Raw genomic sequence first — 21,095 nt, 5'->3', positions numbered from 1 at the left:
TTTTTCGACGGGAGCGCGACGGACACTCGGCAGGCGTGCACCGCGGTGCACGCCTGCGGCGTTTACACTGTCCGACTTCCGATTCCACACGACGCAAGGAGACCGGCATGCTGACGGTATGGGGACGACGCAACGCGTTCAACGTCCAGAAGGTGATGTGGCTCGTCGGCGAGCTCGCGCTCGCGCATCGGCACGTGCCGGCCGGCGGCCGGTTCGGCGTGCTCGACACGCCCCAGTTTCTCGCGATGAATCCGCATGGACGCGTGCCGTTGATCGACGACGAAGGGTCCGTCGTATGGGAATCGCACAGCATCCTGCGCTACCTCGCCGCGCGTTACGGGCGCCCCGGCTTCTGGCACGACGACCCGGCCGAACAGTCGCGCGCCGACCGCTGGATGGACTGGGCGCAGACGACGCTGCAGCCCACGTTCCTCAACGGCGTGTTCCGCGGCTACTTCCGGACGCCGCCCGAGCAGCGCGACACCGCGCGCGTCGAGCAGAGCATCGCGCAATGCGCGCAGTATTTCCGGCTGCTCGACGCGGTGCTGGCCGGGCAGCCGTTTCTCGCCGGCGACACGATCACGCTCGCCGACATCGCGACGGGCACGCATCTGTATCGCTACTTCGAACTCGACATCGCACGGCCGGACATCCCGCACGTGCAAGCGTGGTACGAACGCCTGAAGGCGCGGCCCGCGTATCGCACGCATGTGATGATTCCGTTCGACGACCTGCGCGGGAAACTCGACTGACCGGGTACCGCACCAGCGGTAAAACGGCTTGTTGGAAGGTTGTAAGCACAACGGCGTAGGGTACGGATCTGTACGCCCGCCGGATGCGCACGCGTCATCGCGACAACGATCGTCGTCAGGCGGGTCATGACGGACCAACCACGCAGGCGAGGCGATGAGCGCTCACGACGTTCCGGTCAACCTGGCGTTTCAGCAAGACGGGGCAGTTGCCGTGCATCGAAATGCCGGCCTCGACGCACTGCGGGCCTGCCTGACGTTGCTGGTGGTCTTCCACCACTGCGCGATCACGTACGGCGCACTCGGCGGGTGGTACTACCACGAAGTGGCCGCCGGGCCGTCGGTCGAATCCGCGCTGTTGACGCTCTTCTGCGCGATCAACCAGGCATTTTTCATGGGCCTGTTCTTCTTCCTGGCGGGCTATTACACGCCGCCGTCGATCGCGCGCAAGGGCACCGTCCGTTTCCTGGCCGACCGGTTTCTCCGGCTCGGGCTGCCGTTGCTGATATACGGCGTCCTGATCGGCCCCGTAACGATCGCCCTCGCACAGTCTGGCGCGGGCCACCCGTTCGCGAAGACGCTGGAACATCTGTGGCGAACCGGCACGTTCGAGAACGGACCGATGTGGTTCGCCGAGGCGTTGCTGATTTTCAGCGTGGCGGCGGCCCTGCTGTACCCCCCCTTCCCGCGCGCTGTCGCACACGATATGAACCGCTCCGCCCGCGGCCCTTCCGACAGGACGCTGGCCATCGCAGCGTGGTTCACGGGTATCGCGGCACTGGCGCTGCGGTCCCGGTGGCCGATAGGTACCAACGTATGGGGACTGCAACTCGGCTACTTCGCGAGCTACGTCGTGTTGTACGCGGCCGGTTGCCGGGCAGCGCGCGTGCACTGGATCGCGCATCTGCCAGCACGGCAGGTCCGGCTGTGGTCGCGCATCGCGCTGCTGGCGCTGCCCGTGCTGCCGCTCGCCTACCTGCTCGCGAAGCACGTTCCCGCGTGGCGCGGCCGCCCTCAGGCGGTGATCTACGCGTTCTGGGAACCGCTGGTCGCATGGGGGGCGATCCTGTTTCTCGTCGACCGCTTTCAGCGCTGCTTCGACCGGCTGACGGGCGCATGGCGGCCACTGTCGCGACGCGCGTATGCCATCTACATCATCCATCCGCCCGTGCTGGTCGGTGTCGCCCTCGCGTGGCGGCACGTGCCCGCGAACCCGTTCCTGAAATTCACCGTGACCGGCAGCGTCGCCTGCGTCGCGTGCTACCTGGTTGCCGGTCTCCTGCTTCGCGTGCCCCGGTTCGCGTCGATCCTGTAAGCGCCCCGGTCGTCTCGCGCGGAGCGGAATACCGCACCGCGCTCCCGGCTACTACACTGATTTCAGGGTCGTCCGCGTCGCTTCGTCGATCGATACCGGCTGTCCCGCACGGGAGCACGAACATGGCACATCTGCGGTGGTCGCAGCACAGGATGGCTACTGTCTGGGTACTGGCGTCGCTGATGCTTGCGACTCCGCACATGGCGCTGGCCAGTGACGAATCGGACGCCAGCGTCGGCAAGAGCGCGTCCGAACCGCAATCGAAGGTCACCTGGGCTGACCGCATTCGCGCAGCAGACGTGCACGAGCACGAACCGATCGTCCTGATCGTGCACGCGGCAAAGGATTGCGTTTTTTGCCAGCGGTGGGCAGGTTCATTGGGCGGAAAAGGCGAATTCGAATCCTGGGCCAACGCGCACCCGGACGTGCATCTTTTCATCGTGGAACGCGATACCATTGCGTCCGCCGAAACGGTCGACGACTATCCGCCGATCGTCCGATGGTTGTTCGAGCGGCGACAGCGCCTCGAAAAATTGTCGCCACCGACGCCCACGTTCGAAATTTTCGTCAAACGGAAAATACTGTGGCAGTCGTACGGCCTTGGTTCATGGGACCGCAGCGTCTTTCCGGCACTGAAGGACCTGGACAGTCGCCGCACACCGTCCAGGGTCGAATAGGCATCGCGACACCGGTCAATCGCCGTCTAATGTCGTCGCATGCCGCCCGATCCGCGAGTCGCACCGACCGGAAACGAGCCATGGCGGAACCCCGCGCCCATCGGGGCGCCGAAGCGGCGATGCTCGATCGGATTGAAGTGATCGACATGATCGAAGCGGTGGAAACGCCGGAAACGATCGACGAAGATGAAGCTCACGCCCGCTCCGACGAACAGCGGCGGCCCCCAGTACCACGGATCGGCATAGGGGTAGGCCGCCGCCGGATACCACAGCACGCTGCCGTCGGGGCCTTGCACGATCTGCCACGTACCGTCGCCTTGCAGGCACGCGCGCCCCACGATCTGCTGCCGCGTGCCGTCGATGTCCGCCTGCGCGACGATCGCGCGGCAGTTCGCGCCGTTCTCCGCCGGATCGTCAGCCATTTGCGCGAAGACGGACGCGGCAAGGCCGAGACAGACGATGCCTGCCGCGGATCGAAACAGGTTGCACATGATCGGCTCCTGCGTTGCCCCCGACCATTTGATCCCGAGCGTCGCCAACGACGCCCGACACACCGTTTTGCTTGCGCACGATTCGTCGCGCGGCGATCACCGCTCGCCGCTACTTCGCTTCGCACCAAGGTCTCCTGACGGCTAAACGACACGGCGCGCCAGGTTATTCCAGGGGTCGGGATACGGATGACGGTGGCAGGCACCCTCGGCAATCGATGCCGGGATCAGCGCCCCGTCTCGCGCCGGGCGACGCAGTAGACTGCCGCAGCCGTGACCCCGAATACCAGATGAGCGATCAGCGTGATCACGCCGCGAACCGGAATGAACCACGGGAAGATTGCCGTGAAGGCGTACAGGTTGACGCCGTACAGGACGAGGCCGAATGCGCCGCCGGCAAGCGGCGTGGCGCGAAGCGACAATCCGTGGGCCAGCCGTGCCAGCACGGCCGCATAGACCAGCGAAAGCGCCGCATGCACGAGCGTCGCCACGCCCATGACCAGCGGATCGAAGCCGCCGGACGAACCGAGCACGCTGCGCCCCATCACGATCGCGGCCGTGAGGCGTGCGTCGCGCAACAGATTCCGGACGGCATCGTCGCCGGCAATTGCCCACAGCAGCAACTCGATGACGGTCGATCCGACGGCCGCGCCGAAGGCTGCCCAGAGAATCGGGACCGGACTGATTTGCTTCAATGGTCGTCCACCATGGCAAGCGGCGGATGCGTCGCGCCGCCGTGCAACCTTACAGCGCGCGGTCGCAATCCGACCAGTATGCAAACGGGTCGCGATGTTTCGGATAGTGCTCGTCGAGCCACTTCAGCAACGTCGCGCGAGCGTTGTCCATGTCGGCCTTCAGCGACGACGTCGTCAGTTCGTGCACCTCGACGGACTTTTCGCGGTCGATCACGAAGCAGTTCCAGTCGGGACCGTCCAGATCCGGATCGTCGGACGCCTTCGACGACTTGCTCCAGCCGAAACGCTTGCGTGCATCGATGTAGTAGCGCGGGTGCACCTTCAGATACGACATCTCGCCGCCCTGCAGGCTGCTCTCGGCGCGCAGCACGTCATGCTCGTCGACGATCTGCGTGACTTCCGGAAGGCGGCGCGAGCGCCATCCGGCCGGCAGCGTCGCCACGGCCCGGATGCTGTCGTACGTCCCCCATTCCAGCCCCCACGCTTCGGCCATGCGCTTCATGAACGCGTCGGCGCTCGGATAGCCGCGCAGCTGGATTCGGGTCGACAGCGTGACTTCGACGCGGCCACGGCCGCCGGATGCACTGGACACCTCGTCGTCCGCCGCCTCGAACGGATTGCCGGGGCGCGGCGAAGTACGCGTCGCGTCCGCGGGCGCCATGCCCGAAAACAGCTGGTCCAGCGCCGCACGCGCTTTCGACGACTTGTCTGGTCTATTCATCGGTTCCCTTTTCAACAGATTTGAACCCGTACTGCAATGATTGAAGAGTGGCCCGCCACCGGCCAAAGGCACGATTCTGCCTCACCGTGGCGATCTCACCGTATTCCGCGGCTGCATTGTAACGATCTGGCGACGACGGTCGAGCTGACAGAAATGGCACCGCACGGTCGATCGCATCCACGGCAAGGCGCGTGCCTACCCCAACGCCTTCACCATCCGCTCCATCAACGCCAGCACCTCCGGCCGACTCTCGCCCTTCGCATGCACGAAGTGATACCTGAGCTGCGAATCGACTTCATGCCGGCTGACGCGAACAAGCGCGCTGCGCGTCAGGTACGTATCCGCGAGCGGGGTCCGCGCCAGCGCCACGCCGAGGCCCGCTTCGGCCGCCGCGAGGACGAGGTTGTAATCCTCGAACCGGCGATCCTGCACCCGCGGCTTGAACGGAATGCCCAGCCCGTCGAACCAGGTGCGCCAGCCCGTCACGTCGGAATCGTGCAGCAACGGCATGTCGAGCAGCGCGGCGTCCCCCGCCCGGCGGCGCGCCTTCGCCAGCTGCTCGGCAAGCCGCGGATGCGCCACCGGGTACAGCCGTTCCGGCATGAACGCACGGGTTTCGAGCTGACGCCAGTTGCCGCGCCCGTACCGAATCGACAGATCGGCTTCACCGCCGGCGATATCGACGTTGCGCAGTTCGATGCCGAGCTCGATACGCAGCGCGGGGGCTTCGCTTTCGAGCGCATGCTGCCGCTCGAACAGCCAGAGCTGCGCGAACGCCGGCACGACGCTCATCCGGACCAGCCGCGGCGTACGCGGCGAGCGCCATTGATCGGCCGCGCCGTCGATGATCGCGAACGCCTGCTCGATCCGGCCGACGAAGCGCTGCCCGTCCGGCGTCAGGCGCACGCCGCGCGCATGCCGCTCGAACAGCGCCATCCCGAGCCAGTTTTCGACGGCGGCCACCCGCCGGCTGATCGCACCGTGCGTGACGCCGGAAACATCGGCGGCCGCGAGAAACGAACCCTCGCGGGCCACCGTGCAGACGGTCTCCAGGCTCGCGAGCGGCGGCCGCGGGCCGGGCGCCGACGCGGCAACCGGCAGCACGTCCACGACCGGGCGCGCACGCGCCGGATCGTCAGCCCGACGCGAACCCGAGCTGTGAACCATATTCATATCCGCGTGTTGATCTGTGCGCTAGCTTAACATCTCGCGACGCCGCACCATGGCTGCATGAATACCCTTTCCTCATCGACGTCGCGCGGCACGCGACAACCGCTCGTCGCGGCAGGCGCGGTCGCGTTCACGATCGTCTCGTGGGCATCCGCATTCCCGTTCATCCGGATCGGCCTGCACGGCCTCGCACCGCTGCAGCTCGCGTCGGCACGTTTCGCGACCGCGGCGCTGCTGGTGATCGCGTGGCTCGCGTGGCGGCGGCCGCCGCTGCCGGCGAAAGGCGACGCATTGCGCTTCGTCGCGTGCGGTTTTCTCGGCATCGCGCTGTACAACGCGCTGCTCAATACCGGCGAGCGGACCGTGTCGGCCGGCGCGGCGAGTTTCATCGTGAATACGCTGCCGATCTTCACCGCGCTGCTGGCCGCCGTGTTTCTGCGCGAGCGCTTCAACCGCTGGGGATGGCTCGGTTCGCTGGTCAGCCTCGCCGGCATCGCGGTGATCGCGCAAGGGCAGCCGGGCGGCCTCGTGCTCGGCTCGGGCAGCACGCTGATCCTCGGCGCGGCGCTGTGTTCCGCCAGCTATTTCGTGTTGCAGCGGCGGCTGATTCCCGTGTACGGCGCACTGGCCTGCACGGCATACACGCTGCTGGCCGGCGCGGTGCTGCTCACGCCCTGGCTGCCCGGCGCGCTCGGGTCGCTCGCCGGCGGGTCCCGCGACACGGCGCTGGCCGTCGTGGTGCTCGGCGTGTTTCCCGCCGCGCTGGGGTATGCGACCTGGACCTTCGCACTCGGCTACTTCGGCGCGGCCCGCGCGGCCAACTTCCTCTACCTGACGCCGGCGGTCGCGACGCTGCTGTCGATGGTACTGACGGGCGAGCGGCCCGGCATCGCGACGGCCTGCGGCGGCCTGCTGGCCATCGCAGGCGTGGTCTTCGTCGCACTGCGCGGGCGTTCGTAGATCGCCACCGCTTCGGTTGGCCGTGCCGGCCCGTCGATCCGGCAGCAGGCGGACCGAAGCGCACCCCAGCTTCTGTGAAGCGGAATGGATCGTCCCGGGCAGGCGGTCGACACCCATTCGCCGACGCAGGCGGGCTTGACCGTTAGTTGCATTAAGACGAACACCACCGTTGATGAAAGCCAGTCGACGAAACCGGATAGGCGATCGCAAGTGCCCAAACTGTGCAGACAAATCGACCGAACAGTTCCGGATTGACCGCGCGTCAGTGTCCATGGCTTCGCCCCGTCGCCCGGCCGAATAATGGATGCATCCGTAAGGACATCGACAGCGAACCGCAGCCGGTGGCCCGCCGCAGCGCACGATTTCCGGCATCCGGATGCTTCGACATCCGGGCGTCCGCCCTTGCCGCGCGGGCCGCTACGCGATTCGCCGCGGCGCGCAAAATCGCCTTCGTATATATTCATACGAATTGCATGACGGCCGGCGACGATTCGCCCGCTCGTCCGGGCGAGCCCGTCATACCGCCGGACGCCATGCAAGTGACGCCCATGATGGGTATGGAGACTCGTCCGACCGCCCCGGCGCCTCGCCGGCCGGTCGAGACGTCAATAGAAAGACATTCAATTCGGAGATGGCAGATGGAACGAAGCACTGTCGGCATGCGCTGCAAACCCCTGATCACCGTTGCACTGGCTGCCGCCGCATTCGCGGCCGCGTCGACGGCAATGGCCGACCAGGTCGTGAAGATCGGCAGCGTCGAACCGACGACGGGCGGCATCTCGCACCTCGGCAAGGACAACGAGAACGGTGCACGCCTCGCGGTCGAGGAAATCAACGCCAAGGGCCTGACGATCGGCGGCAAGAAGATCACGCTGCAGCTCGACGCGCAGGATGACGCGGCCGACCCGCGGCAGGCCACGCAGGTTGCGCAGAAGCTCGTCGACGACAAGGTCGTCGCCGTCATCGGCCACCTGAACTCGGGTACGTCGATCCCGGCGTCGAAGATCTACAGCGACGCGGGCATCGTGCAGATCTCGCCGTCGGCCACCAACCCGACCTACACGCAGCAAGGCTTCAAGACGACCTACCGCGTCGTCGCGACCGATGCGCAGCAGGGCCCCGCGCTCGCGAGCTACGCGCAGGCGAAGGGGGTGAAGAGCGTCGCGGTGATCGACGATTCGACCGCGTACGGCCAGGGCCTCGCGAACGAGTTCGAGAAGAAGGCGAAGGCGCTCGGCCTGAAGGTGCTGTCGCACGACGCGACCAACGACAAGGCGGTCGACTTCCGCGCGATCCTGACGAAGGTCAAGGGCGAGAATCCCGACGCGATCATGTACGGCGGCATGGACGCGACCGGCGGCCCGCTCGCGAAGCAGGCGAAGCAGCTCGGCCTGCGCGCGAAGATCCTGTCCGGCGACGGCGTATGCACCGACTCGCTGGCCGAACTGGCCGGCCCGGCGGCCGACAACGTGCTGTGCTCGCAGGCCGGCGCGGCGCTCGAGAAGATGCCGGGCGGCGCGGACTTCCTCGCGAAGTACCAGAAGCGCTTCAACCAGGGCATCAAGTTCGATGCGCCGTTCGCGTACGACGCGGTCTACATCGCGGTCGATGCGATGAAGCGCGCGAACTCGACCGACCCCGCCAAGATCCTCGCCGCGATGCCGTCGACGAAGTACAACGGCGTGATCGGCACGACGACGTTCGACGCGAAGGGCGACCTGACGCACGGGATCATCTCGATCTACGGCTACAAGAGCGGCAAGAAGACCTTCCTCGATCAGGTGAAGATGTAACCCGCCGCGGCGCCGGCACGACGGGAACGCCACCCGTCGGCGCCGGCGCCGGGCGGGCCGAATGCCGATTCACGGAGACGAAGCATTATGTGTGCAATGGCGTATGCGGAATTCCAACAGGAGCTGAAGAAAGCGCAGTTGACGGCGCGCGAGTTCGCCCGCCTGATCCGGATGAACGAAAGTTCGATCACGAACTATTCGAGCAAGGGCACCGTCCCGTCCCACCTCGCGGTCATCGCGAAACTGATCGGCACGCTGGCCGCGCACGAGATCGATTTCCGGCGCGTGATCCGGCAGATGCGGATCGAGCCGAAACGCCCGCGCGGCGGCGGCGTGTTTCCCGCGGCGGAAAAGCCGCGCGCGCGAAAGGCCGCGAAAGCCGACGCCTGAACCGCGGCATGCGTCGCATGCGGCAACGCAGAGGGCCGCTCGATGCATCGATCGATGCCCCCTTGCGCGCCGCGCAAACCGCGCCGCCCGATCGTTACCCCGCCGCCCGCACGTGATCGAGCAGCGCCTGCAACGGATGGCGCACCTGTTTCGACGACAAGCGCTTCACCTGGCTGCGACATGAATACCCGGTCGCCAGCGCCTCGCCTTCGTCCGCGGGCCCGTCGACGCGCGCCGCCCACGACTGCGCATAGATCGTCTTCGACGTCGCGAGATTGCGCGCCTCGTGCCCGTACGTGCCCGACATCCCGCAGCATCCGGTCGACTCGACCTTCAATCGCAAACCGCGCCGCGCGAATACCTGCATCCATTGCTTGCCGCTGTCGGGCGCATTGGTCTTCTCGGTACAGTGCGGCAGCAACCGGTACGAACCGGTCACGCCGCTCGCGCCGGCTTCCGGCAGTGCCTGCAGCAGCCACTCCTGCGGCAGCGCAACTTTCGGTACCTCGGCGAGCCCCGTCACCTTCAGGTATTCCTGCCGATACGTGAGCGTCATCGCCGGATCGAGGCCGACCAGCGATACGCCCGAACGCGCCAGCGCGGCCAGTTGCGTCGCATTGCGGATCGCGGCCTTCTCGAACGCGTGCAGAAAGCCCTGCACGTGCAGCGCCTTGCCGTTCGGTGCAAGCGGCGCGAGCCAGACCTGAAAGCCCGTACGCGCCGCCAGCTCGATCAGCGTCGCCAGCTGCTCGGTATCGAAATAGCGCGTGAACGTGTCCTGCACGATGACGACGCTGCGAACGCGCTGCGCGTCGCTCAGCGCGGCAAGCGCGCGCGGGTCGGCCGGCTTCACGCTCCATTGCCGGATCACGGCCGCGAGATCGAAGCGGCTCAGCAGCGGGCTGTCGACCATGCCGACCTGCCGTTCGAGCAGCGTGCGTACCCATCCCGCACGCATCAGCCCGTTGTACAGCGCAGGCACGCGTGCCATCCACGGCATCGTGACTTCGAGCGAGCCGATCAGGTAGTCGCGCAGCGGCCGCAGGTAGCGCTGGTGATACAGCTCGAGAAAGCGCGAACGGAACTCGGGCACGTTGACCTTCACGGGGCACTGCCCCGCGCACGACTTGCACGCGAGGCATCCGGCCATCGCGTCGTACACCTCGTGCGAGAAATCGGCGTCGCCGCCGCGCGCCGCGCGACTGTTGCGCCAGCGGGCGGCCAGGCCGCGCAGGAACGGCTGCCGCGCACGCGCCGCCGCGACGACGTCGATGCCGGCCTGTCCTTGCAGGCGCAACCATTCGCGCATCAGCGACGCGCGCCCCTTCGGCGACTGCACGCGTTCGCGCGTCGCCTTCCACGACGGGCACATCGCGTCGTCCGGATCGAAGTTGTAGCACGCGCCGTTGCCGTTGCAGTGCATCGCGGTGCCGTAGGCCTGCCACACGCGCTCGTCGATCTGCCGGTCGTGGTCGCCGCGCGTCGGCACTTCGTCGATCTTCAGCAGCCGCATCGTATTGTCCGGCGGCGTCGCGATCTTGCCCGGGTTGAACTGGTTGTGCGGATCGAACGCGGCCTTCAGTTGCTGCAGCGACGGATACAGCTCGCCGAAAAACGCCGGCGCGTACTCGGAGCGCACGCCCTTGCCGTGCTCGCCCCACAGCAGGCCGCCATGACGCTGCGTGAGTTCGGCCACTGCATCCGACACGGGCCGCACCAGCGCGGCCTGCTTCGGGTCCTTCATGTCGAGCGCCGGCCGTACATGCAGCACGCCCGCGTCGACGTGACCGAACATCCCGTACTGCAGCCCGTGGCCGTCGAGCAGCGCGCGGAATTCGGCAATGTACGCGGCGAGGTTCTCGGGCGGCACCGCGGTGTCCTCGACGAACGGCTGCGGACGCGCCTCGCCCTGCACGTTGCCGAGCAGGCCGACCGCGCGCTTGCGCATCGCATACACGCGCTTCACCGCATCGTCGCCGGCCGCGAGCGTATGGCCGAGGCGCTCCACGCTCGTATCGGTGCGCAGATGCTCGACGAACGCACGCACGCGCGCATCGACGTCGTCCGCATCGTCGCCGCTGAATTCGACCAGGTTGATGCCAAGTGTCGGCCGCCGGTCGTCCTGCGGGAAATACTCGGCCACGCTGCTCCACACGAAATCCTTCATCGCGAGCATCAGTACCGTCGAGTCGACGGTCTCGATCGACAGCGGCCGGTGCCCGAGCAGCGCGCGCGCGTCGCGCAACGCATCCATGAAGCCTGCATAGCGCACGTTGACCAGCACCGAATACTTCGGGATCGGCAACACGTTGAGCTTCGCCTCGACGACGAAGCCGAGCGAACCCTCCGCGCCGCACAGCACGCTGTTCAGGTTGAAGCGGCCGTCGGGTTCGCGCAGGTGCGCGAGGTCGTAGCCGGTCAGGCAGCGGTTGAGCTTCGGAAACTTCGCGTCGATCAGCGCGGCCTGGTCGTCGCTGATGCGGCGCACGGTGCGATAGACCTTGCCGATGCGGTCCTGCCGCGCGCAACGGCGCGCCAGCTCGTCGTCGTCGAGCGCATCGCTGTGCAGCCGCTCGCCGCCCATCAGCACGAAATCGAGTGCGAGCACGTGATCGCGCGTCTTGCCGTACGTGCAGCTGCCCTGCCCGCTCGCGTCGGTATTGATCATCCCGCCGACGGTCGCGCGGTTCGACGTCGACAGCTCCGGCGCGAAAAACAGCCCGTGCGGCTTCAGCGCCGCATTGAGCTGATCCTTGACGACGCCCGCCTGCACGCGCACCCAGCGCTGCTCGACGTCGATTTCGAGGATCCGGTTCATGTTGCGCGACAGGTCGACGACGACGCCGTCGGTCAGCGACTGCCCGTTGGTGCCCGTGCCGCCGCCGCGCGCGGCCACCGCGACGTCGCGGTGCGCGGGTTCGGCCAGCAGCCGCGCCAGCAGCCGGACGTCGTCCGCATGCGCGGGGCAGATCACCGCCTGCGGCAGGCGCTGATAGATCGAGTTGTCGGTGGCCTGCACCGTCCGGTTCGCGTGGTCCGCGTGAATCTCCCCGGCGAATCCCGCCGCTTGCAGCGCGGCGAGGAAATCGCGGTAAACGTTCGCGGGCGGGCTGGCGGGACGGGGCAACGGGGCGATCGACATGGGTAAAAACGCAGTGTGGGTGGAGCCGGCCGGCTCGCGCGCACCGAAACATGATTTTTTAGCAAGTTTCCGCGCGACCGGGAATTCCAGTATCTTTGGATATTCCGCGAGAAACAAACGAATTCTTGCCCGGCGAATATTGCATAAAACTCATGAATTACCGTCGCCTGACCCCGTCGATGTCATTGCTGCTCGTGTTCGAGGCCGCCGCGCGGCATGAAAGCTACACGCGCGCGGCCGAGGAGCTGTCGCTGAGCCAGAGCGCGATCAGCCGGCAGGTCCAGACGCTCGAGGACCAGCTCGGCGTGCCGCTGTTCCGGCGCGAAGGCCGCTCGGTGAAGCTGACCGAAGTCGGCCGCCGCTATTTCGCCGAACTGAGCGGCGCACTCGGGCGCATCCGCGGCGCGACGTTGCAGGCGATGTCGCACCAGGCGGGCGCCGGCACGCTGCGGCTCGCCACCTTGCCGACGTTCGGCTCGAAATGGCTGCTGCCGCACCTGCACGACTTCTACGCCGCGCATCCGGGCGTGACCGTGCATCTCCATTCACGGATCGGCACGATCGATTTCCTCAACGACGACCTCGACGCGGCCATCACCGTCGGCGCGGGCGACTGGCCCGGCCTGCACGCGCACCGGTTGTACAACGAGTTCCTGATCGCGATCGCGCCGCCCGAGGCGGGCCGCGGCCGCAAGGCCGACGCGCGCACGCCGGCATGGGCCGCGAAGCAGACGCTGCTGGGCGTGACGAGCAACCAGCAGGCATGGGCCGAATGGTTCTCGCACTATCGGCTCGACCATCGCCAGATGCGTATCGGCCCGAGCTTCGAGCTGACGTCCCACCTCATCCAGGCGGTGCGCGCCGGAATGGGGATCGGACTGGTGCCGAAGGTACTGGTGGAGGATGAATTGAGCCGCGGCGAACTCGTGTCGATCGGCGACGCGATCACGAGCCAGCGCAGCTACTACCTCGTCTATCCGCCCGGCAACGAGACGCTGCCGTCGCTCGCCGCGTTCCGTGAATGGCTGCTGGCGTCGTGCTGACGCGCGGCCGGCCGCCGGCCGGTCAGGTGCGCCATTCGCCGAGAATCTGCTCGGCCAGGTAATCACACGGCGGGCGCGCCGACTGCGCGCTGCGCGCGAGCACGACCTCGATCTCGCCCAGCGGCGGCAGCCCGTGGCTTTCCGAAAGCTGCACGAGGTGATCCGGAATGCAGCAGCGCGCCAGCGGCGCGACCGCGAGCCCGGCCTCCACCATGCTCAGTATCCCGAGGTGGCTCGGGCTTTCGTACGACATCCGGTACGGGATCTTCCGCCGGTTCAGCGCCTTGACCGCGTGATCGCGCGCCATGCTGCCGCCGTGCGTGAAAAACGCCACCGGCAGCGGCCGCTCCTTCCACACGTCGCGTTTCGGCGACCCGACCCAGACGAGCGGCTCCATCCGGATCAGCTCGCCGGTCACGCCCTTGATCCGCGTGAGACACGCGAGATCGACCGTGTTGTCCTTGAGCATCGGCACGAGCGCGCTGCTCGGCTGGCCGATCACGCGCACTTCGACGCGCGGATGCATCGCGGCGAATTTGCCGAGCACCTGCGGCAGCAGCGACGAAATGTAGTCGTCCGGCACGCCGATCGTCACGCGGCCGCGGATCTCCGGGCGCACCACCGACGCCCATGCCTCGTCGCGCAGCGCGAGCATCCGGCGGCCGTAGTCGGCGAGCATCGTGCCGTCGTCGGTGGCCGTCACGTTGCGCGTGTCGCGGATGAACAGCGGCTTGCCGAGCGCGTCTTCCAGCGCCTTGATCTGCATGCTCACCGCCGACGGCGACCGGTGCACGGCCTGCGCGCCCTGCGCGAACGAGCCGGTGTCGGCGACGGCCACCACCATCGCGAGTACGTCGAGGTCGAGCTTTTTCATGTCGATTCAGGAAATCTGATCAATCGATTCAGTTTATCCCGTTTTACTGCTCTCCTCCACGGCCGGACAATGAATCCCGTCAGCACTCCCTCGATGCAGGAAGCGGAAAAATGCACACGTCCGGATCGCTCTACGGATTTCTCGCCATCGGCGGCATGCTCGCGGTCACGCCCGGGCCGAACATGGTCTACGTGATGTCGCGCTCGATCGCGCAAGGCCGCACGGCCGGACTCATTTCGCTGGCTGGCGTGATGATCGGCTACCTGTTCTACATGTTCGGCGCGGCATTCGGCATCACGACGCTGTTCATGAGCGTACCCTATGCGGGCAGCGTGCTGGGCGCGGTCGGGGCGGTCTACCTGCTGTATCTGGCATGGCAGGCGGTCCGGCCCGGCGGCCGCTCGCCGTTCGAGGTGCAGGCGTTGCCGAACGAGCAGCCGATGCGCCTGCTCGCGATGGGTGCGACGACGAGCGTGCTGAACCCGAAACTCGCGATGCTGTTCGTGTCGCTGCTGCCGCAGTTCATCGACTACCGGCAGGGCAGCGTGTTCGGCCAGTCGCTGTTTCTCGGCTCGCTGCTGATCGCCGCGTTCGCATCGGCCAACGGGCTGGTGGCGATCTGCTCGAGCGGCATCGCGAAATTCCTGCGCGGGCGCCCGACACTGCTGCTCGCGCAGCGCTGGGCGATGGGGCTCGTGCTTGGCGGCCTCGGTGTGCAGATGGTCCGGGAAGCATCGAAGCTGGCGGGCGTGGCGTGACGGCCGCGCGCGGGTAACGACATCCGCCTGCCGACGCGCGCGTGATGCCGTACAGCACGCACCGGCGCGCGTTGCGTCACTTCGCCGGCAGGTCGGCCGCCAGTTCGCGCAAGCGTGGGGGAAACCGGACGCGCAGCGAACGGCAGCTTCCGTTCGCTGTCGCGCGACGGCACATGTGCCACGAGCCGCGCCGCGACGCGGTGTGCGACCTCGATCGCTTCCGCATCGGAACCGATGAATCGATCGACGGATCCCCCAGGCATCCGTCGCCCCCTGTTTCGCTATACGAAGCGTCAGATCGGAACGGCCCGCGACAGCCGTCGCAGGCAACCTGCCTCGATCGGCCGGCGCGTCACGCCGCGATCGCCTGCCGCTGCGCCTCGAGTTCGCGCACGAGCGGCAGCACCTTCTTGCCGAAGTACTCGACTTCCTCGATGAAATGCAGGAACCCGGCCAGCACCAGATCGACGCCGATCGCCTTCAACGCGACAATGCGCTCCGCGATCTGCCGCGGCGTGCCGATCAGGTTCGTGCGGAAGCCGTCGTTGTACTGCACGAGATCCTCGAACGTCGATTTCGCCCAGTTGCCCTCGCCTTCGGGCGACGCCTTGCCGGCCTCCTTCACCGCATCGCCGAACGCATTGACCGCCTCGACGTGCGCGTGCGCAATGATGTCGTCGAGCACGGCCTTCGCCTCTTCCTCGGTGTCCCGCGCGATCACGAACGCATTGACGCCGATCCGCACGCGATGGTTGTTCGCGGCGGCCTTCGCACGGATATCGTCGATCTGCGCCTTGAGGTTCTCCGGCGTGTTGCCGTTGGTGAAATACCAGTCCGACACGCTCGCCGCGTTGTCGCGCGCCGCCCGCGAGCTGCCGCCCTGGAAGATTTCCGGGTGCGGCTTCTGCACCGGCTTCGGGCTCAGCGTGTAATCGTTGAAGCGGTAGAAGTCGCCCTTGAACGTGAAGTTGTCCTGGGTCCAGATGCCCTTGAGCGCCTGGATGAATTCCTTCGAACGCCGATAGCGTTCGTCGTGCTCGAGCCACGGCTCGCCGATCGCGGTGAATTCGCCCTTGAACCAGCCGCTCACGACGTTGATCGCGATGCGCCCGTTCGAAATGTGGTCGATCGTCGCGAGCTGCTTCGCGACCACCGCCGGATGCCACGGCCCCGGCAGGATCGCGGCGAGCACCTTGAGCTTCGTCGTCGCATGCAGCAGCGCCTGGCTGAACGACACCGACTCGTGCTGGTATTCGGCGCCGTAGCCGGCCGTGAAGCGGATCTGGCTCAGCGCGTAGTCGAAGCCGGCCGCCTCGGCCGTGCGCGCGAGTTTCTGGTTGTATTCAAGGCTCCAGTCGGTACGCTGCTCGATCGTGCTGACGACGAGGCCGCCGCTGACGTTCGGCACCCAGTACGCGAATTTGACGCCGTCGGCGGAAGGGTCGTGAAGGCTCATGGAGGTGTCCTGGTCGAAGGGGAAACGGAAGCGGCCTACGCGGCCGCGGCGGAGAATGCGTGCGCACGCAACTGCGGTACCGCGCGATCCACGGCGAGCGCGATGCGCTCGCGCAGCGCCGGGTTCGCGATCCGGTACGCGTCGAAATCGCTTTCGGACGCGTACACGCCGACCGGCAGCGTGCGCGCCTGGAAGAAGCTGAACAGCGGCCGCAGTTGATGGTCGATCACGAGCGCATGACGTTCGCTGCCGCCGGTGGCCGCGAGCAGCACGGGCACGTCGACGAGCGCGTCATGGCGCACGAGGTCGAACAGGTGCTTGAACAGGCCCGTATACGACGCGCGATAGACCGGGCTCGCGACGACGAGCGCATCGGCCGTCTCGATCGCGCGGATCAGCGCCTCGAGATCGGCCGGCACCTGCGCGCGCGTCAGCGCACCGGCCAGCCGGCTGCCGATCTCGCCGAGTTCGATCAGTCGCGGCTCGATCGGCAGCGCGGCGCCGAGTGCCGCGACGATCTCGTTGGTCAGCGCCAGCGTACGCGACGGTCGTTGCAGGCTGCCCGATATCGCGACCACGTTGAGGGTGTTGCTCATGCGATGCGTTCCCGTTGTCGAGCCGCGTGTCGGTGCGGCGATACCGCTTCGGGTCAGCAAGGAGCGTGCCATTCGGGCGGCCGGGTCGCGGCGCGATCGTCTGCATCGCGAAGTTTCGTGCGTTCGTCCGCCTGACACGGGATTCGCACAAATGCGCGAGCGCGGCAAGCGTTCCGCCGCGCGTATCACATCGATATTCCACGACGTGATGAACCGGGCGAAGCGACCGTGCTGGCGAACTGCTGCCCAGGAAGCAGCGCGGCGCGCGATGGCATCGAATTCGACGCCCTGGCGTCGGGGCAACCCCGCTCGCCCGCACCATTGCAGGTTTCTCAGCAATCGCGCTTTGGTTATCAGAAATCGATGCTTTTCGCGCGCGGCGAAACATTGAACACTCTGCTGACCACGCAGCAGCCGGACCCCGGCGCTTGTCGGCACGGGTCCGCCTCGCCCGGCCATCCAACGGTTCATCGCCATGACTTCCATTTCCGCTTCGTCGCGCCCGCTCAACCTTCGTGTCGTCGTCCCGTCCCGCGACGCATCCGACACGCGCGATCCGGCCGGCCTGCCCGCTGCGGCACGCACCGCCTCCGTCCTGACGTTGCCCGGACGCCCGGCACAGGTCCGCGCGCGGACGCAGGTGTTTGCCGATCCACGCTCGCTCGCGCTGCTCGAGGAGGTGCACCGTGTCGCACCGAGCGACGCGAACGTGCTGATCGTCGGCGAGACGGGCACCGGCAAGGAACTGATCGCGCGTCACGTGCACGATCTCGGCAATCGCCGCGACGGGCCGTTTGTCGCGGTGAATTGCGGCGCCTTCTCCGAAACGCTCGTCGACAGCGAACTGTTCGGCCATGAGAAAGGCGCATTTACGGGCGCCGTCGGCGCCAAGCCCGGCTGGTTCGAAGCCGCGCACGGCGGCACGCTGTTTCTCGACGAGATCGGCGACCTGCCGCTGTCGATGCAGGTCAAGCTGCTGCGCGTGCTGCAGGAGCGCGAGGTCGTGCGGCTCGGCTCGCGCACGGGCATTCCGGTCGACGTGCGCGTGGTCGCGGCGACCAACGTCGATCTGCAGCAGGCGGTGGCGGCCGGGCATTTCCGCGGCGACCTGTACTACCGGCTCAACGTCGTGCAGCTTGCGGTGCCGCCGCTGCGCGAGCGTCCGGGCGACATCCTGCCGCTCGCGCGTCACTTCTTCGACGACTACCGCGCGCGCCTCGGTGCCGGACCGCGCGGTTTCGACCCGCGCGCCGAGCGCCGGCTCGTATCGCATCACTGGCCCGGCAATATCCGCGAACTGGAGAACGCGATCCATCACGCGCTGCTCGTGTGCCGCCATGATGTGCTGCACGACACCGACCTGCACCTTGCGTCGCCGTGCGTGCCACCGGCCGCCGTGCCTGCCCCGGAACCGTCCGCCCATGCTCAGGCTGCGTTCGAGCACGCGTTGCGCGACCTGCTCGACGACGGACACGGCAACCTGTTCGAGCATATCGAGGACACCGTGATGCGCGTCGCGTTCGACTTCAGCCACCGCAACCAGATCCGGGCCGCGCAACTGCTCGGCATCAGCCGCAACGTGCTGCGCGCGCGGCTGATCCGTGCGAAGGAAATTGCGGCGCTGAAATAATCTCGCCCAACGGCGCGATCGCGCCGCAATCCGTGCATTGACGTCCGAACCTGATGTATCGTGGCGCGACGCTCGTGCTTCGTTGCCGCTCGCGCAGCCGGTCATCCGTCATGCGACCGGCTGCCCCCGGCGACCGGGCACCCGCACGATTCTCCGCAATACGAAGCCGACCGACGCCCATGCAGGCCCGGCCGCGCCCCCGTTCACCCGTCCGGAATCCGTCGCCATGAAAAAGCTTGTGAATCGTCCGTCCGATGTCGTGCGAGAAATGCTGGAAGGCATCGCGCGGCAATCGCCGCATCTCGCGATCCTCGGCGACGAGCACGTGCTCGTCCGCCAGCCGCTGCCCGAACCGTCTCGACGCCCCGTCGCGATCCTGTCCGGCGGCGGCAGCGGCCACGAGCCCGCGCACGGTGGCTACGTCGGCGAAGGGATGCTGAGCGCGGCCGTGTGCGGCGAAGTATTCACGTCGCCGTCCACCGACGCCGTGCTTGCCGCGATCCGCGCGAGCGCCGGCCCCAACGGCGCGCTGCTGATCGTGAAGAACTACACCGGCGACCGGCTCAATTTCGGGCTCGCCGCCGAGCTTGCGCGCGCGGAAGGCATTCCGGTCGAGACGGTCGTCGTCGCCGACGACGTATCGCTGCGCGGCCGTGTCGACCGTGGCCAGCGGCGCGGGATCGCCGGCACCGTGCTGATCCACAAGCTCGCCGGCGCAGCCGCCGCGCGCGGGCTGCCGCTTGCCCGTGTTGCAGCCATCGCGCGCGACGCGGCGGCCGAGCTCGGCACGATGGGCGTCGCGTTCGACGGCTGCACGATCCCGGGCGCCGACAAATCGGGCTTCAGCCTCGGCGATCAGGAGATCGAGCTCGGCCTCGGCATTCACGGCGAGAAAGGCGTCGAACGTCGCGCGCCGCTGCCGGCCGACGCGCTGGTCGACACGCTGCTGTCGAGCATCGCCGCCGATCTCGTGCTCGACCGCGGCGAACGCGTCGCGCTGTTCGTCAACGGTCTCGGCGCGACGCAGGACATGGAGCTCGCGATCGTGCTGCGTGCCGCGTACGACAACCTGACCCGGCGCGGCATCGTCGTCGCGCGCGCGTGGGCCGGCACATTCCTGTCCGCGCTGAACATGCCCGGCTGCTCGATCTCGGTGCTGCGGCTGAACGACGAACGCGCATCGCTGCTCGACGCACCGACGCAGGCGCGCGCCTGGCCGGGCGGCGGCGCCGTGAATGCACAGATCCGCGTAGCCGCGGCCGCGTCGCCGGACGCACCACTGCCGCCGCTCGACGCGGCCGGCCGCGCCTGGGCCGCGCGCCTGCAGCCGGCGCTGCACGCGGTCGCGCAGACGCTGATCGATCACGAGCAGACGCTGACGGACCTCGACGCGGCGGCCGGCGACGGCGACCTCGGTGCGAGCATGCTGCGCGCCGCGCACGCGATCCTCGCGTTGCCCGATACCGCGTACGCCACGCCGGCCGGCGCACTCGCGGCGCTCGGCGCGGCGTTGCGCCGCGCGATCGCCGGCAGTTCCGGGCCGTTCTATGCAACCGCGCTGCTGCGCGCATCGCGCCGGCTGGCCGACCTTGCCGAACCGTCGGCGCGCGACTGGGCGGCGGCATTCCGCGCGGCAGTGGATTCGATCAGCGAACTGGGGGGCGCGCATGCCGGCGACCGGACGATGCTCGATGCACTGGTGCCGGCCGTCGATGCATTCAGCCGCGCACTCGACAGCGATCGCGACAACGCAAGTGCATGGACGGCGGCCGTGGAAGCGGCCGTGGAAGGCGCGGAAGCCACCGCGCGCATGACGCCGCGCGCAGGGCGGGCGAGCTATCTCGGCGAGCGCGCGATCGGCACGCCGGATGGCGGCGCGGTAGCCGTGTCGTACTGGTTGCGCGCGTTGCAGCCTCACGTGCGCTGAACGGCAACGCGCGGGATGCGGGTGGGCGGCCGCGCCGCCCGCCTCTCAGCCTGCGTTCATCCGCCCGGGCGACAGCATCGCGCCGACGCGCAACACTGTGGTGAACATCGCGGCGAGACGACGCGGCACGCCGGCAGCGAGCAGCGTGATGGCCGCGCGGCCCATCGGCGGACGGACGGGCGCGGGGGAAGATGTCATCGCAAACATGACAACGTCAACCACGACATCGCGTCGCGGTGAACGGCAGAAGCGCCGCGCTCAAACACCTTCGACCAGCACGGCACGATAGCGCGCGCCCTTGAACCGGTGCTGCACGACGGCCTGGTATTCGGGGCCGTGATACCACGCATGTGCGGCCTCCTTCGACGGAAACTCGACGATCACCACGCCTTCCGGTCCTTCGCCTTCCAGCGTTTCCTGAGCGCCGTAAGCCGCGAGCACCTTCACCGGATGACCAGCGAGCGTCGCGCCGACCTTGCTCGCGTAGGTATCGAGTTCGTGCTGATCCTGCGTGCTTTCCCGTGTAAAAACGATGTAAGTTGCCAAGATGCGTGCCCCTTTGTCCGGTGGATGGAAATCGCGCGCGTATCGCTGCTTTCCGACGATCGCGCCGCCCCCGGCCGCGTGCAGTGCGAACGGGTGTGCGGATTATAGGCGGTCGCGGCGCAAGCCGCCGCGACGCTGAAAGAACCGATCCCCACATCGTCCGAT

General features: G+C 67.6%; 20 protein-coding genes. 10 read left to right on the top strand and 10 right to left on the bottom strand.

Annotated features, from left to right (window positions below; genetic code table 11):
• The first annotated feature begins 107 nt into the window (after positions 1-107).
• The 3 genes from WJ12_RS19105 to WJ12_RS19095 all read left to right on the top strand — a co-directional run bounded on the left by WJ12_RS19105 (position 108) and on the right by WJ12_RS19095 (position 2,741).
• The gene (locus tag WJ12_RS19105; protein ID WP_059562258.1) at positions 108-752 is read left to right on the top strand and encodes a glutathione S-transferase family protein; all 645 of its coding nucleotides are present in this window, start codon (positions 108-110) and stop codon (positions 750-752) included.
• Between the two features lie 154 nt (positions 753-906).
• Positions 907-2,064: an acyltransferase family protein gene (locus WJ12_RS19100; RefSeq protein WP_049035414.1), complete on the top strand. Its 1,158-nt coding sequence runs from the start codon at positions 907-909 to the stop codon at positions 2,062-2,064.
• Between the two features lie 152 nt (positions 2,065-2,216).
• A complete protein-coding gene (locus WJ12_RS19095; RefSeq protein ID WP_156444832.1) occupies positions 2,217-2,741 on the top strand; it encodes a hypothetical protein in 525 nt (174 codons plus the stop codon).
• Between the two features lie 26 nt (positions 2,742-2,767).
• On the opposite strand, the gene WJ12_RS19090 is transcribed toward WJ12_RS19095, so the two are convergent.
• From WJ12_RS19090 to WJ12_RS19075, 4 genes are all read right to left on the bottom strand, one after another.
• Positions 2,768-3,232, bottom strand: coding sequence for a hypothetical protein (locus WJ12_RS19090; protein WP_059562666.1), 465 nt, complete (start codon positions 3,230-3,232; stop codon positions 2,768-2,770).
• A gap of 224 nt (positions 3,233-3,456) precedes the next feature.
• Positions 3,457-3,924 carry a hypothetical protein gene (locus WJ12_RS19085; protein ID WP_059562252.1) on the bottom strand — a complete coding sequence of 156 codons (468 nt, stop codon included), beginning with the start codon at positions 3,922-3,924 and terminating at the stop codon, positions 3,457-3,459.
• 49 nt (positions 3,925-3,973) lie between these two features.
• Positions 3,974-4,645: a hypothetical protein gene (locus tag WJ12_RS19080; protein WP_034192000.1), complete on the bottom strand. Its 672-nt coding sequence runs from the start codon at positions 4,643-4,645 to the stop codon at positions 3,974-3,976.
• A gap of 195 nt (positions 4,646-4,840) precedes the next feature.
• Entirely contained in the window at positions 4,841-5,818 is a 978-nt protein-coding gene (locus WJ12_RS19075) for a LysR substrate-binding domain-containing protein (RefSeq protein ID WP_059562249.1), read from the bottom strand.
• A gap of 57 nt (positions 5,819-5,875) precedes the next feature.
• On the opposite strand from WJ12_RS19075, the gene WJ12_RS19070 reads away from it, so the two are divergent.
• The 3 genes from WJ12_RS19070 to WJ12_RS19060 all read left to right on the top strand — a co-directional run bounded on the left by WJ12_RS19070 (position 5,876) and on the right by WJ12_RS19060 (position 8,958).
• The gene (locus WJ12_RS19070) at positions 5,876-6,775 is read left to right on the top strand and encodes a DMT family transporter (RefSeq protein ID WP_059562246.1); all 900 of its coding nucleotides are present in this window, start codon (positions 5,876-5,878) and stop codon (positions 6,773-6,775) included.
• 638 nt (positions 6,776-7,413) lie between these two features.
• The gene (locus WJ12_RS19065) at positions 7,414-8,568 is read left to right on the top strand and encodes a branched-chain amino acid ABC transporter substrate-binding protein (RefSeq protein ID WP_034192003.1); all 1,155 of its coding nucleotides are present in this window, start codon (positions 7,414-7,416) and stop codon (positions 8,566-8,568) included.
• A gap of 87 nt (positions 8,569-8,655) precedes the next feature.
• Entirely contained in the window at positions 8,656-8,958 is a 303-nt protein-coding gene (locus WJ12_RS19060) for a hypothetical protein (RefSeq protein WP_059562243.1), read from the top strand.
• Between the two features lie 94 nt (positions 8,959-9,052).
• Here the strand turns inward: WJ12_RS19060 and ydiJ are convergent, their stop codons facing one another.
• Entirely contained in the window at positions 9,053-12,100 is a 3,048-nt protein-coding gene (gene ydiJ / locus WJ12_RS19055; protein WP_059562240.1) for a D-2-hydroxyglutarate dehydrogenase YdiJ, read from the bottom strand.
• Between the two features lie 152 nt (positions 12,101-12,252).
• Here ydiJ and WJ12_RS19050 point away from each other — a divergent pair, with 152 nt between their 5' ends.
• Positions 12,253-13,143 (top strand): LysR substrate-binding domain-containing protein, encoded by an 891-nt coding sequence (locus WJ12_RS19050; RefSeq protein WP_034192006.1) that lies wholly within the window; start codon positions 12,253-12,255, stop codon positions 13,141-13,143.
• A 22-nt stretch (positions 13,144-13,165) separates the two neighbouring features.
• On the opposite strand, the gene WJ12_RS19045 is transcribed toward WJ12_RS19050, so the two are convergent.
• Positions 13,166-14,017, bottom strand: a complete 852-nt coding sequence (locus WJ12_RS19045; RefSeq protein WP_034192007.1) for a LysR substrate-binding domain-containing protein — start codon at positions 14,015-14,017, stop codon at positions 13,166-13,168.
• A 110-nt stretch (positions 14,018-14,127) separates the two neighbouring features.
• On the opposite strand from WJ12_RS19045, the gene WJ12_RS19040 reads away from it, so the two are divergent.
• Positions 14,128-14,775 carry a LysE family translocator gene (locus WJ12_RS19040; protein WP_034192008.1) on the top strand — a complete coding sequence of 216 codons (648 nt, stop codon included), beginning with the start codon at positions 14,128-14,130 and terminating at the stop codon, positions 14,773-14,775.
• 352 nt (positions 14,776-15,127) lie between these two features.
• Here the strand turns inward: WJ12_RS19040 and sfnG are convergent, their stop codons facing one another.
• Positions 15,128-16,231, bottom strand: coding sequence for a dimethylsulfone monooxygenase SfnG (sfnG, locus tag WJ12_RS19035; protein WP_069245780.1), 1,104 nt, complete (start codon positions 16,229-16,231; stop codon positions 15,128-15,130).
• A gap of 35 nt (positions 16,232-16,266) precedes the next feature.
• Positions 16,267-16,827, bottom strand: coding sequence for an FMN reductase (gene msuE, locus WJ12_RS19030; protein ID WP_034191738.1), 561 nt, complete (start codon positions 16,825-16,827; stop codon positions 16,267-16,269).
• Positions 16,828-17,302: 475 nt separating this feature from the next.
• Between msuE and WJ12_RS19025 the strand changes: the two genes are divergently transcribed.
• Together WJ12_RS19025 and WJ12_RS19020 are read left to right on the top strand one after the other, a co-directional pair.
• Complete coding sequence (locus WJ12_RS19025) at positions 17,303-18,457, top strand: sigma-54 interaction domain-containing protein (RefSeq protein ID WP_080288021.1); 1,155 nt, start codon at positions 17,303-17,305, stop codon at positions 18,455-18,457.
• A gap of 226 nt (positions 18,458-18,683) precedes the next feature.
• Positions 18,684-20,384 (top strand): dihydroxyacetone kinase family protein, encoded by a 1,701-nt coding sequence (locus tag WJ12_RS19020; RefSeq protein WP_059561955.1) that lies wholly within the window; start codon positions 18,684-18,686, stop codon positions 20,382-20,384.
• Positions 20,385-20,429: 45 nt separating this feature from the next.
• Here WJ12_RS19020 and WJ12_RS35985 read toward each other — a convergent pair whose 3' ends face one another.
• Both WJ12_RS35985 and WJ12_RS19015 read right to left on the bottom strand, forming a co-directional pair.
• Entirely contained in the window at positions 20,430-20,582 is a 153-nt protein-coding gene (locus WJ12_RS35985; protein ID WP_154233836.1) for a hypothetical protein, read from the bottom strand.
• A gap of 60 nt (positions 20,583-20,642) precedes the next feature.
• On the bottom strand, positions 20,643-20,930 hold the full coding sequence (locus tag WJ12_RS19015) for a DUF1330 domain-containing protein (RefSeq protein WP_034191737.1): 288 nt from the start codon (positions 20,928-20,930) through the stop codon (positions 20,643-20,645).
• Positions 20,931-21,095 lie beyond the last annotated feature (165 nt).

Origin of the sequence: Burkholderia seminalis (assembly GCF_001718535.1) — a bacterium.
Lineage (GTDB): Bacteria > Pseudomonadota > Gammaproteobacteria > Burkholderiales > Burkholderiaceae > Burkholderia > Burkholderia seminalis.
The sequence above is the reverse complement of the archived record's forward strand: the minus strand, read 5'-3'. Positions and strand labels throughout refer to the sequence as shown.

Bases quoted from the DNA above. Each gene is read 5' to 3' on its own strand.
- WJ12_RS19105 (WP_059562258.1), top strand. From the start codon at position 108: ATGCTGACGGTATGGGGACGACGCAACGCGTTCAACGTCCAGAAGGTG.
- WJ12_RS19100 (WP_049035414.1), top strand. From the start codon at position 907: ATGAGCGCTCACGACGTTCCGGTCAACCTGGCGTTTCAGCAAGACGGG.
- WJ12_RS19095 (WP_156444832.1), top strand. From the start codon at position 2,217: ATGGCTACTGTCTGGGTACTGGCGTCGCTGATGCTTGCGACTCCGCAC.
- WJ12_RS19090 (WP_059562666.1), bottom strand. From the start codon at position 3,232: ATGTGCAACCTGTTTCGATCCGCGGCAGGCATCGTCTGTCTCGGCCTT.
- WJ12_RS19080 (WP_034192000.1), bottom strand. From the start codon at position 4,645: ATGAATAGACCAGACAAGTCGTCGAAAGCGCGTGCGGCGCTGGACCAG.
- WJ12_RS19075 (WP_059562249.1), bottom strand. From the start codon at position 5,818: ATGAATATGGTTCACAGCTCGGGTTCGCGTCGGGCTGACGATCCGGCG.
- WJ12_RS19070 (WP_059562246.1), top strand. From the start codon at position 5,876: ATGAATACCCTTTCCTCATCGACGTCGCGCGGCACGCGACAACCGCTC.
- WJ12_RS19065 (WP_034192003.1), top strand. From the start codon at position 7,414: ATGGAACGAAGCACTGTCGGCATGCGCTGCAAACCCCTGATCACCGTT.
- WJ12_RS19060 (WP_059562243.1), top strand. From the start codon at position 8,656: ATGTGTGCAATGGCGTATGCGGAATTCCAACAGGAGCTGAAGAAAGCG.
- ydiJ (WP_059562240.1), bottom strand. From the start codon at position 12,100: ATGTCGATCGCCCCGTTGCCCCGTCCCGCCAGCCCGCCCGCGAACGTT.
- WJ12_RS19050 (WP_034192006.1), top strand. From the start codon at position 12,253: ATGAATTACCGTCGCCTGACCCCGTCGATGTCATTGCTGCTCGTGTTC.
- WJ12_RS19045 (WP_034192007.1), bottom strand. From the start codon at position 14,017: ATGAAAAAGCTCGACCTCGACGTACTCGCGATGGTGGTGGCCGTCGCC.
- WJ12_RS19040 (WP_034192008.1), top strand. From the start codon at position 14,128: ATGCACACGTCCGGATCGCTCTACGGATTTCTCGCCATCGGCGGCATG.
- sfnG (WP_069245780.1), bottom strand. From the start codon at position 16,231: ATGAGCCTTCACGACCCTTCCGCCGACGGCGTCAAATTCGCGTACTGG.
- msuE (WP_034191738.1), bottom strand. From the start codon at position 16,827: ATGAGCAACACCCTCAACGTGGTCGCGATATCGGGCAGCCTGCAACGA.
- WJ12_RS19025 (WP_080288021.1), top strand. From the start codon at position 17,303: ATGACTTCCATTTCCGCTTCGTCGCGCCCGCTCAACCTTCGTGTCGTC.
- WJ12_RS19020 (WP_059561955.1), top strand. From the start codon at position 18,684: ATGAAAAAGCTTGTGAATCGTCCGTCCGATGTCGTGCGAGAAATGCTG.
- WJ12_RS35985 (WP_154233836.1), bottom strand. From the start codon at position 20,582: ATGACATCTTCCCCCGCGCCCGTCCGTCCGCCGATGGGCCGCGCGGCC.